Origin of the sequence: Allorhizobium borbori (genome assembly GCF_014196535.1) — a bacterium.
GTDB classification, from domain to species: domain Bacteria; phylum Pseudomonadota; class Alphaproteobacteria; order Rhizobiales; family Rhizobiaceae; genus Ectorhizobium; species Ectorhizobium borbori.
Window position 1 is genome coordinate 20,853 of the sequence record NZ_JACIDU010000028.1, and the last position, 11,564, is coordinate 32,416.

The following is an 11,564-nucleotide window of genomic DNA, read 5'->3' on the forward strand; positions in this document are numbered from 1 at the left end:
CTGAAATGTTCACATCGACGCCGCCGAACGGGCGGCCTGATCGTAGTGACCGGACAAGGCGCGCAGCTTGCCGGCCATGGCAGACAAGCTTTCGCCGGAGACTTCCGCTCCCAGAACGGACTGCACCAGCAGCGCCTCGCGAATTTCAAAGTAGCGCGCACAGGCCGCCTCACCGGCGGGCGCGATAGACACAAGCTTTTCCTTGCCGCGCTTGCCGGAGCGCACCAGCTTCAGCCGCTCCAGCTTCTTCACCGCATAGGTCACGACATGCGTGTCCTCGATGTTGAGGATGAGGCAGATGTCGGCGATAGTCTTCGGTCTGTTCCGGCTCTTGATGTTGTGCAGCACGAGAATATCGATCGGCGACAGATCCGGCACCCCAGCCGCCGCCATACACCGCACGATCCAGCGATTGAAGGCGTGGTTCAGCATGATGAGGCCGAACTCGATTTCGGACAGCCCCGGCAGTTCGCCGCTGGCCAGATGGCCCGACGCCACCACGGGCGCGAAATCCTGCCCCTTGCCGCTCATGCCCAATCCCTCCGGCTTCAATTGCCTCAACTATAATACGTTGACGATTTATCGACAAAATGTTTTCTATGTGCAACGGCTTTTTTCGAGGAGACTGACACAATGAGCGGGCTTTGGGATTTCTGGATCGATCGCGGCGGCACCTTCACGGATATCGTCGCCCGCCGACCGGACGGCTCGCTCGTCGCCCACAAGCTGCTCTCCGAAAATCCCGAGGCCTATCGGGACCCCGCCGTGCAGGGCATCCGCGACCTGCTGGGGATCGGCAAGAACGACGCTGTGTCGGCAAACCGGATCGGCGCAGTAAAGATGGGCACCACCGTTGCCACGAACGCGCTTCTGGAGCGCAAGGGCGAACGCGTCGCGCTTGTGACCACCCATGGCTTTCGGGATGCGCTTGATATCGGTTATCAGGCCCGCCCCGACATTTTCGCGAAAAAGATCGTCAAGCCGGAATTGCTCTACGCCTCCGTGATTGAGGCCGACGAGCGGGTGCTGGCGGATGGCACGGTGGAAAAGGCGCTTGATGCGGCAGCACTCGAAGACGCACTTCAAGCCGAGTTCCAGACCGGCACGCGTGCCGTCGCCATCGTCTTTATGCATGCCTATCGCTTCCCCACGCATGAGAAGCAGGCGGCAGAAATCGCCCGGCGTATCGGCTTTACGCAGGTTTCCGTGTCACACGAGGTTTCACCTCTCATCAAGTTGGTCGGGCGCGGTGATACCGCCGTGGTCGATGCCTACCTCTCCCCCGTTCTGCGCCGTTATGTCGATCAGGTGGCCTCCGAACTCGGGCTTTCCGGGGAAGACGGTCCGCGCCTGATGTTCATGCAGTCGTCAGGCGGCCTGACCGCCGCCCATCTCTTTCAGGGCAAGGACGCCATCCTGTCCGGCCCGGCCGGCGGTGTCGTCGGCGCAGTGGAAACCACCAGGCTCGCCGGGTTCGAAAAGATGATCGGCTTCGACATGGGCGGCACCTCGACCGACGTCTCCCATTACGACGGAGAGCTGGAACGGGCCTTCGAAACCGAAGTGGCCGGCGTGCGCATGCGCGCGCCGATGATGAAGATCCATACGGTGGCCGCCGGTGGCGGCTCCATTCTCACCTATGATGGCGCCCGTTTCCGCGCCGGGCCGGAATCCGCCGGTGCCAATCCCGGCCCCAAGGCCTATCGCCGGGGCGGACCGCTCGCTGTCACCGATGCCAATGTCATGGTCGGCAAGCTGAAGCCGGAATTCTTTCCGGCCATTTTCGGCCCCGCGCAAGACCAGCCGCTGGATGCGGACGCCGTGCGCGACGCCTTCGCCGCGCTCGCGGCACAGGTGGGCGACGGGCGCACGCCGGAAGAGGTGGCGGACGGCTTTCTCGCCATTGCTGTCGAGAACATGGCCAATGCCATCAAGAAAATTTCCGTGCAGCGCGGCTACGACATCACCGATTATTGCCTGACCTGCTTCGGTGGCGCCGGGGGGCAGCACGCCTGCCTCGTCGCAGACAGCCTCGGCATGAAAACGGTTCTGGCGCACCCCTTCTCCGGCATTCTCTCGGCCTATGGCATGGGGTTGGCCGATGTGCGCGCCGTGCGCCAGCACGCAGTCCTGCGTGAGCTTTCCGAGGCTGCGCCCGCTATCACGGAAGCGCTGGGCGGATTGGAAGCGGAGGTGCGCGGTGAACTGGCCGGCCAGGGCGTCACCGATCCGCGCATCGTTTGCCGCCTGCATCTCAATTACAAGGGCACGGATACCGCCCTTCCCGTACCGCTCGGCCCCGAAGCGGACATGACCGCCGCCTTCGAGGATGCCCACCGCAAGCAGTTCGGCTTCATCTTCGAGAACCGTCCGGTGATCGTGGATTCACTTGAGGTCGAGGCCATTGGCGGCGGTGCGGGCATCCACGAACCCGAGGATGCGATGGCAGAGTGGCTCGCCGACGCCGAACGCGAGACACGCTTCTTTTCCAACGGTACATGGCATGACGCAGGTATCTACCGCCGCATGAGCCTGACGCCCGGCGCGCTGGTGAAAGGCCCTGCCCTCATCATTGAACCGCACCAGACCATTGTTGTCGAGCCCGGCTGGCAGGCGAAGATCAACAGCCGCAACCATGTCGTCCTGACCCGTATCGAGGCTCTGTCCCGCCGCCCGGCTATCGGTACCACCGCCGATCCGGTGATGCTGGAAGTGTTCAACAATCTCTTCATGTCCATTGCCGAACAGATGGGCGTAACGCTGCAAAACACCGCCCATTCCGTCAACATCAAGGAAAGGCTGGACTTTTCCTGCGCGGTTTTCGATGCCGCAGGCGCGCTGGTGGCGAATGCACCGCACATGCCGGTGCATCTCGGCTCCATGGATCGTTCGGTCGAAACCATCATCCGCCTCAATGAAGGCCGCATTCGCCCCGGCGATGTCTTCGCGCTCAACGCTCCCTATAATGGCGGCACCCACCTGCCGGACATCACGGCGGTCACGCCGGTCTTCGATGATGCGCAGGAGAATATTCTCTTCTACGTCGCCTCGCGCGGCCACCACGCCGATATCGGCGGCAAGGCGCCGGGTTCGATGACACCGCTGGCCACCACGGTGGATGAAGAAGGCGTGCTGTTCGACAACTTCCTCGTGGTCGATCAGGGTCGGTTCCGCGAACAGGAACTGGAGGCCATGCTGACCAACCATGCCTGGCCCGCCCGAAACCCGGCCCAGAACATTGCCGATCTCAAGGCGCAGATCGCCGCCAATACCAAGGGCGTGCAGGAATTGCGCAAGATGGTCGGCCATTTCGGGCTGGATGTCGTGCAGGCCTACATGGGCCATGTGCAGGACAATGCCGAAGAGAGCGTGCGCCGCGTCATCGCAAGGCTTTCGGACAGCGCTTTCACCTATAAGACCGATCAGGGTTCGACCATCGCGGTGAAGATCACCGTTGACCGTGACAGGCGCGAGGCAACGGTGGACTTCACCGGCACCAGCCCGCAGCAACTCAACAATTTCAACGCACCGGAACCGGTCGCCCGCGCCGCCGTGCTCTATGTCTTCCGCGTCATGGTGGAACAGGACATTCCAATGAATGCCGGTTGCCTGCGCCCGATCCACATCGTCATCCCCGAGGGTTCCATGCTGAAGCCGGTCTACCCGGCGGCGGTCGTTGCGGGCAACGTCGAGACGAGCCAGCACGTCACCAATGCCCTGTTCGGGGCGCTCGGCGCACTGGCCGCCTCACAAGGTTCCATGAACAACCTTACTTTCGGCAACGAGACCTACCAGTATTACGAGACGATCTGCTCGGGGTCGGCGGCTGGCGTGTTGAACGACGGCACCGGCTTCAATGGCGCGGATGGCGTCCATGTCCACATGACGAATTCGCGGCTGACGGACCCGGAAATCCTCGAATTCCGCTTCCCCGTGGTGCTGGAGGATTTCCACATCCGTCGCGGTTCGGGCGGCAGGGGCAAGTTCCATTCCGGTGGCGGCACCACCCGCACCATCCGCTTCCGCGAAGACATGGATTGCGCCATCCTCTCCTCTCACCGCACCATCCGCCCGCATGGGCTTGCTGGTGGCGAAGCCGGCGAAATGGGCCGCACCGAAGTGCGCCGTCTCGATGGTTCCGTGGAGGTTCTACCCGGCTGCGCCCAGACCAGCCTCAAGGCGGGCGAGGCCGTGACGGTGGTGACGCCAACCGGCGGCGGTTACGGCAAGCCCTGATCGACACAGAGAGAGGGGCTAGGCCCCTCTCTTACATATGCGAGGGCAGGAACAGCGCCATGGCCGGAAAGGCGATCAGAAGCAGGATGCGCACGATGTCCATGCCGACGAACGGAATGAGGCCGGTGAAGATGGTCTTGAGCGACACATCCTTCACCACGGAGCGCAGCACGAAGGCATTCATGCCAAGCGGCGGATGGATATAGCTGATTTCCGTGACCATCACCACGAAGATGCCGAACCAGATGAGATCAAAGCCCGCGCCGGCCACGACCGGATAGAAGATCGGCACGGTGAGCGTGATCATGGAAAGGCTTTCCAGCAGGCAGCCGAGCAGCAGGAACAGCGCCAGAATGACGAAGATGATCGCCATGGGATGCGTGAAGCCGGACAGCGCGCTCTGGAGATCGGTCGTCATGCCCGAAAGGTTGACGTAATTGGTGAAGGTCAGCGCGCCGAACAGGATGAAGAACATCATTGCCGTGTTCTTTGCCGTTTCGTAAAGCGTGCGGAACGTTTCCCCCAGCTTGAAGCGCCCCTTGAGGATGGTCAGAAGCATCGCGCCCGCGGCACCCATGCCGGCGGATTCGGTTGCCGTGAAGACCCCCGCATAAATGCCGCCCATCACGAAAGCGAACAGCAGCATGGCGCCTGCCACACCCCGCGTGGCGACCAGCCGTTCCCTAAGCGACAGCTTCGTTTCCGTCGGCAGATCCAGCTTCATGTAGCGCACGGAAAAGACGACAGCGAGAGAATAGAAGGCAATGCCGACCATGCCGGGCACGATGCCGGCCAGAAACAGCTTGCCGATATCCTGCTGGGTCATGATCCCGTAAAAGACAAGGATGACCGAAGGCGGAATGAGAATGCCGAGCGTGCCGCCCGCCGCGATGGATGCGGTCGAGAGGCTGTCCGGATAACGGTAGCGACGCATGGAAGGCAGCGCGATCTTCGCCATGGTGGCGGCCGTGGCAAGCGACGAGCCGCAAACGGAGGAAAAACCGCCGCAGGCGAGAATGGTCGCAATCGCCAGTCCCCCTTTGCGGTGGCGCAGCCAGGCATGCGCGGCCTTGTAGAGATCGTCGGCAACACCGGACTGCACGACGAAATTACCCATCATCAGGAACAGCGGGAGTACCGAAAGCGAATATTCGCGCCCGTTGTCGAAAAAGGTCTGGCCGATCAACGACAGCGCCGGCTGAACACCGATAATCGACATGGTGCCGACCAACCCGACAAGCGCCATGGAAAAGGCAATCGGCATGCCCGTGAACATCAAAGCCAGGAAGATCAGGCTTCCGACAGGCCAACTCATGAAACGCTCCGAATGCTCAGAAAGGGCGGCGCGAAACGCCGTGCCGGAAGGTGATCAGGGCTGCGATGGCCGTGCAGACCGCACAGACATAGGCGAACGGCGCGACCGGTATGTGCAGGCTCACCGTCGTTTCGCCGTAGGAGGAAAGCGCCTGTCCGTGCTCGACCAGCCGCCAGGTGACGACGGCGAGAACTCCCGCCGAGAGAATGCGGATCAGGCGAATGCGCAACGGGTGTATCCACGCCGGAAAGAAGCCGACCAGCAGATCGACCGTCACGTTTTCCTCATCCAGACACACCGCCGGCAGACCGACGAAGATCGTCGAGACGAGCAGCATTGCCGTCAGTTCCGTGCCGCCCTGCAACGGGCTGTTGAAGATATAGCGACCGAGGACGTCGATGAGGGTGACGAACATCATGCCAAACAGCATGACGCCGCACATCACCGAGAGCACGAGATGCGCACCATCCGTAGCGCGTCGCTGATCGGGCTTCGCGCCGGTATTTCCGCCGCTCATTCGCCTTTTTCCGCCTTTGCGATTTCGGCCTTCAACTCTTCATAAGCGGCCTTTTCATCGATGCCCGCCGCCTTCACCTCGGCAAGCTTCGCGGCAACGATCTCCGACAGGCCGGCCTCGATGGCCTTAACCTGTTCGGGCGAGGCCGCAACCATCTTGATCTTGCCATCCATCGCCGCCTTGCCGGCTGCGTCAGCGGCATCCCAGGCCTTGCCGGCCAGCCGGGCGAGGGCTTCGCCGGAAACGCTGTCGATGGCCGCCTTGTCGGCGTCCGAAAGCGCATTCCACTTGGCCTTGTTCATGACCACGAAGAACGAAGTGTTATAAAGACCGCCCGGCACGAGGAAGGCGCTGTCGAGAAGCGGAATGAGCTTGAAGAAGGCAACGGATTCGAACGGGAAGGTAATGCCGTCAGCCACTCCGCTCGACATGATTTCATAGGTCTTGGACGAAGGGCCTTCGACCGGCACACCGCCCAGCGCCTTGACGAGGTCAGCCACGATGCCGCCACCGACGCGGATCTTCTTGCCCTTGATGACTTCAGTGCTCGAAAGATCGATACCCTTGGTGAAGATTTCGCCGGGGCCATGGGTGAAGACGCCGAGCACCTTGACGTTGTCATACTCGCCCGCCTTGCGCAGCGTCTTGTCAAACACGCGCCAGTAACCGACGGAGTTGAATTCAGCGCTGTCACCGAGGAAGGGGAGCTCGGTCAGGTTCGTGGTCTTGAATCGACCGGGATTATAACCTTGCACACCGTAGGTAATGTCGGCGACGCCGTTGACGGCAAAATCGAAATGCGCGGCGGGCGGCCCGAGCGGCGCAGGCAGCACGTTGATCGTCACCCGGCCCTCGGTCGCCTTCTTCACGGCTTCCGCATAGGGAATCATCACCGAAGTCATAAGCGGGTGGGACGGCGGCAGCCAGTTTGCCATGTTCAGCACGGTCTGGGCAGCGGCACTTCCGGCAGTCGCAAGGCCAGCAGCGGCGGCAAAGACAAGAGAAACAAACGTGCGGGACAGACGCATAACCAAGGCTCCATTTTCGTCGGGCTGGTGCAAGGCGGCGGCGAAAACGAACGCACCCTGCGAATATAAGGCCCTATTTCAACCGAAATGATGCTGCGCCGCAAGAGCGCGATGTCGCGACACAGAGGATTCTCTCAACCTGTGAGATAGCTTTGCGGCGCACAGCCAAAATGGCCCCGGAAGGCGGCGATAAAGGCGCTCGGGTTGGCATAGCCGAGCGAATGGGCGATTTCGGTGCTGCTCTGGCCCTGGTTCAGCCGCTCGATGGCCGAAAGCAGGCGCAGACGGCTGCGCCACTGCTTGAAAGTCAAACCCGTTTCCTTGCGGAAAAGCCGCTCCAGCGTGCGGGGGCTGGCCCCCGCAACCGCCGCCAGTTCGCCCAGCAGACGAGAATCATCGGGCCGCGTGCCGAGATAGCGGGTAAGGCGCACAAGACGCGGATCGCTACCGCCCGGAAGCGACAGCGGCGCTTCTTCCAATGTGGCCATTTCGTCGAGCACGACGGCGCTCAACCGCATGAAGCGTTCGTCGAACGGGGCATCGAGATCGCTGGCGCACAGTTTCAGAACCAGCGCCTTCATCAGCGGCGTCATAACCCGCACCGAACATCCCGCCTCGCCCAGTCCCGCAAGCCGGATGAGACAGGAGGGGTCGACATGGAGATTGCGGATATGCGCGTCTGTCTCCGTCACCAGATTATGCAGCGTTCCGCCCGGTATCCAGACTGCGTGGGTGGGCGGCACGATCCAGACATTCTCTCCGCTTGATACCCGAAGAACGCCGTCATATGCCCAGAGCAACTGTCCGCGCGGATGGTTGTGAGGATGCACCGCTCGCCCCGCCCGCACGAGACGGGCATGGGCCAGAACCGGTCGCGCGGCATCGATCACGAAGGCCGTGTCACTCGGCTCGAAAAATGGCGCTTCATCGACATCTATTGTCATGATGACGATCTAACGCAAATCTTCGCTTTGCGCTAGGGTCCGATCAAAGATCAAGAACCGGAGGATCACCCTTGCCTTTCAAACTGCCCCTCAAGCCGGTGATGGTTGCCGCCGCCATCCTTTTCGCGCTGGCGCTTGCCGCCTTCGCACCCGCCCCCTTCGACCGGCCTCAGGCAGCAACGCTCGGGATCGTTCTCATTACACTGACGCTCTGGGCGACCTCGGCGGTACCCAACTATCTCGCCGCAATGATCTTCTTCGCCGTGATACTCATTCTCCACCTCGCCAAGCCAGAACTCGTCTTTTCCGGCTTCTCCTCGGCTGCAGTGTGGCTCATCGTTTCCGGCTTCGTCATCGGCAGCGCCATCAACCTATCCGGCCTCGGCGATCGCATGGCGGCGGCGATCGCGCCCGCCCTCACCGGCAGCTATCTGCGGCTGATCGGCGGACTGACGCTGGTGGCGATGCTGCTCGGCTTTCTGATGCCGTCTTCCGTCGGTCGCGCGGTGGCGCTGGTGCCGATCGGAATGGCGTTGGCAGAGCGGGTCGGCTTTGGCCCGGGCTCGAACGGGCGCATCGGCATTGCCGTCACGCTGGCCATCGCCTGCAATATGCCGAGCTTTGCCATTCTGCCCTCCAACATTCCGAACATGGTTCTTTCCGGGGCTGCGGAAACGATCTACGGCACGCGTTTCGGCTATCTCGATTACCTGATGCTGCACTATCCCGTTCTCGGCATCCTGAAATCGGCGGTCGTCGTGGCTCTGGTGATGAAGTTCTTCCCGGCCACCGTAGGAGAGCCTCTCGCTACCAGCCCCGCCGAGGGCCCGAAGGAGACAAAACCGGCGCCCAAGCCGGGCATGGCGGGACGGGTGACCATTATTTTGCTGATCACGCTGGCGCTTTGGGCAACGGACAAGCTGCACGGCATCAACCCCGCCTGGATTGGCCTGGCCACCGCCGTCGTCCTGCTCCTGCCCAAAATCGGTGTCGTGCCACCGCCGGTTTTCAAGGCCTCCGCCGATTTCGGCACGGTTCTGTTCGTGGCCGGCGCGCTGGCGCTCGGCGCCGTCGTCAACACGTCAGGGCTCGGCGCAATGGCCGGACACTGGCTGGAAAGCGCGCTCCCGCTTGAACAGGGACGGGATGCGATGAATTTCCTCTCGCTCACCTTCATGTCCTTCGCCACCGGCCTGCTGGCCACCGTGCCCGGCGTGCCGGCAGTCCTGACGCCGATGGCTCAGGATCTGGCCACGCAAACCGGGTTCGGCCTGGAAACGGTGCTGATGACACAGGTGATCGGCTTTTCCACCGTGCTGTTTCCCTATCAGGTGGGACCTCTGGTCGTGGCAATGCAGCTTTCAGGCGAAAAGCTCGGCCATATCGTCAAGGTCACAATACCCCTTGCGGCGATCACGCTCGTGGCGCTCGTCCCGATCGACTATCTCTGGTGGAGGCTGCTCGGCTGGTTCTGAGCAGAGCCGAAGGCTCAAGCCTTCGGCTTCTTCGCCGCCGGGGCCTTCTTTTTGGCCGGGGCCTCGACCGGCAGGGCCTCGCTCACGGCGGCCGCCTTGGCGCTCGTTTTCCGGGCCGGCTTGGCAGCCGGCTTTTCGGCCCCCTCCACCCCGGAGGCGGCCTTGCGGGCGGCGGGCTTCTTCACGGGCAGCGCGCGGAATTCTTCCGTTGCCGCGCACCAGTGGTCGAAGTCCTTGCCTTCCGGCATTCCCTCGGCGACCCAGATTTCGTGGGCGCGCTGGCGAACCCATATTTCATCGATACCTGGCATATTCCATCCTCTCCAAACGGCACCACCGGAACGCCCAAAGGGCACCTTCCCGCGTGAGGCGGCCATCGTTATGTGTGATCGAAAGGAAGCGGCAACGCAGACCAAGAACGCTTCGCCAGATCAATTTACGCGGCTTGCCGAAACAAGTCACGCGCGAACCCCGATACAGGCACATGACGAAACCGTGTATGCTTGACAAATGCCAGAACAGACGGGTTCCTCGCAGGATATCCGCGAGATTCTCGTGTAAACGTCAAATTTAAAGCCCCTGTGAAGGAGAAGACATGGCGCGCGCACTTCTGGAAGACCTGTTTCGCGCGGCTGTGAAGGCTGCCGATTCGCTGGAATCCATCCGTCCGGTCCTGCCCAATCCACCACAGCGGGGAAAAACCGTGGTGATCGGCGCTGGCAAGGGTGCTGCACAGATGGCGGCTGCGCTGGAGGCCCTCTGGCCGGGAGAACTCTCCGGTACCGTCGTGACCCGCTATGGCTATGGCTGCGCCACCCGCACCATCAAGGTTCTGGAAGCGTCCCATCCCGTACCCGATGAAGCCGGCCTTGTTGCCGGACAGCACCTCGTGGACCTGATCGACGGCTTGAGCGAAAACGACCTCGTCATCGCACTCGTCTGTGGCGGAGGGTCGGCGCTTCTGCCGGCACCACCGGAGGGATTGACGCTCGCGGACGAAATCCACCTAAACGAAATCCTGCTTGCGTCGGGCGCACCGATCTCTGCCATGAATGTCGTGCGCAAACATCTCTCGACGCTCAAGGGCGGTCGTCTGGCCGCGTTGACGAAGGCGCGCGTCGTCAGCCTGATCGTGTCCGACATTCCCGGCGATAACCCGGCGCAAGTTGCTTCCGGCCCCACCGTTCCCGACCGCTCCACCCGGCAGGACGCCCTTGATATCGTCGCCCGTTATCGCTTGCCGCTGACGGATGCCATGATGGCGCATCTGCACTCGCCGCAGGCCGATGCGCCATCGCCCGACGACGCCATCTTTGCCCGCCACGAACACCACGTCATCGCCTCGGCGGGGCGCTCGCTGGAGGCGGCGGCGGCGCTTGCCAGCGCCCGCGGCATAGACGCTCATATCCTCTCCGACAGCATGGAGGGCGAGGCGCGCGATGTGGCAATGGCGCACGCCGCCATCACCCGCGAAATCGCCACCCGCAACCGGCCCTTCACGCGGCCATGTCTGCTGCTTTCGGGCGGCGAAACGACAGTCACGCTCTCGGGCAAGGGCGGCAAGGGCGGGCGCAACGGCGAATTCGCACTGGCCTTCGCGCTGGCGGTGGAAGGTCTGCCAGTGACGCTTCTCGCAGCCGATACCGACGGCATCGACGGGACGGAGACCAATGCAGGCGCCTTTGCCGATGGCGAGACCGCCCAGCGCCTGCGCGATGCCGGCTTCGATGGCCGCGCGCTGCTTTCCGGTCACGACAGCCATACCGGCTTTTCCGCCATCGGCGACCTGTTCATCACTGGCCCGACCGGTACGAATGTCAACGACTTCCGCGCAATTCTGATCGAATGAGCGCCTCACCCCTCGGCACAAGCCTCCCGCGAATGAACAGGACCGGATTCAGGCGGCCTTACAAGTTCTCGTGAACAAGGGCGTCCGGGGCAAAAAATCGGCGCACCTAGCACTACTTTGGCAGTTTAGATTCTCGGGCGTGTGCCAGCAGCTTCTGACAGTGCGGGCATCTGCCGGGTGGCGACCGTGTGAAGAGGTCG

The 11,564-nt window shown here is 62.5% G+C and carries 9 protein-coding genes; 3 read left to right on the plus strand and 6 right to left on the minus strand.

Features of this window, described 5'->3' with window-relative positions:
- Nucleotides 1-9: 9 nt before the first annotated feature.
- On the minus strand, nt 10-531 hold the full coding sequence (locus GGQ66_RS21350; protein WP_183795480.1) for a winged helix DNA-binding protein: 522 nt from the start codon (nt 529-531) through the stop codon (nt 10-12).
- A gap of 102 nt (nt 532-633) precedes the next feature.
- Between GGQ66_RS21350 and GGQ66_RS21355 the strand changes: the two genes are divergently transcribed.
- Nucleotides 634-4,236 (plus strand): hydantoinase B/oxoprolinase family protein, encoded by a 3,603-nt coding sequence (locus GGQ66_RS21355; RefSeq protein ID WP_183795482.1) that lies wholly within the window; start codon nt 634-636, stop codon nt 4,234-4,236.
- Nucleotides 4,237-4,267: 31 nt separating this feature from the next.
- Here GGQ66_RS21355 and GGQ66_RS21360 read toward each other — a convergent pair whose 3' ends face one another.
- The 4 genes from GGQ66_RS21360 to GGQ66_RS21375 all read right to left on the minus strand — a co-directional run bounded on the left by GGQ66_RS21360 (nt 4,268) and on the right by GGQ66_RS21375 (nt 8,040).
- Entirely contained in the window at nt 4,268-5,551 is a 1,284-nt protein-coding gene (locus GGQ66_RS21360) for a TRAP transporter large permease (protein ID WP_183795484.1), read from the minus strand.
- Nucleotides 5,552-5,567: 16 nt separating this feature from the next.
- Nucleotides 5,568-6,068 (minus strand): TRAP transporter small permease, encoded by a 501-nt coding sequence (locus GGQ66_RS21365; RefSeq protein ID WP_183795487.1) that lies wholly within the window; start codon nt 6,066-6,068, stop codon nt 5,568-5,570.
- Nucleotides 6,065-7,096, minus strand: a complete 1,032-nt coding sequence (locus GGQ66_RS21370; RefSeq protein ID WP_183795489.1) for a TRAP transporter substrate-binding protein — start codon at nt 7,094-7,096, stop codon at nt 6,065-6,067. The genes GGQ66_RS21365 and GGQ66_RS21370 overlap by 4 nt, the downstream gene beginning before the upstream one ends.
- 134 nt (nt 7,097-7,230) lie before the next feature.
- Nucleotides 7,231-8,040, minus strand: coding sequence for an AraC family transcriptional regulator (locus GGQ66_RS21375; RefSeq protein ID WP_183795491.1), 810 nt, complete (start codon nt 8,038-8,040; stop codon nt 7,231-7,233).
- 71 nt (nt 8,041-8,111) lie between these two features.
- On the opposite strand from GGQ66_RS21375, the gene GGQ66_RS21380 reads away from it, so the two are divergent.
- A complete protein-coding gene (locus GGQ66_RS21380) occupies nt 8,112-9,515 on the plus strand; it encodes an SLC13 family permease (protein WP_183795493.1) in 1,404 nt (467 codons plus the stop codon).
- 14 nt (nt 9,516-9,529) lie between these two features.
- Here GGQ66_RS21380 and GGQ66_RS21385 read toward each other — a convergent pair whose 3' ends face one another.
- Complete coding sequence (locus GGQ66_RS21385) at nt 9,530-9,826, minus strand: DUF2934 domain-containing protein (protein WP_183795495.1); 297 nt, start codon at nt 9,824-9,826, stop codon at nt 9,530-9,532.
- A gap of 284 nt (nt 9,827-10,110) precedes the next feature.
- On the opposite strand from GGQ66_RS21385, the gene GGQ66_RS21390 reads away from it, so the two are divergent.
- Nucleotides 10,111-11,364 carry a glycerate kinase type-2 family protein gene (locus GGQ66_RS21390; protein WP_183795497.1) on the plus strand — a complete coding sequence of 418 codons (1,254 nt, stop codon included), beginning with the start codon at nt 10,111-10,113 and terminating at the stop codon, nt 11,362-11,364.
- Nucleotides 11,365-11,564 lie beyond the last annotated feature (200 nt).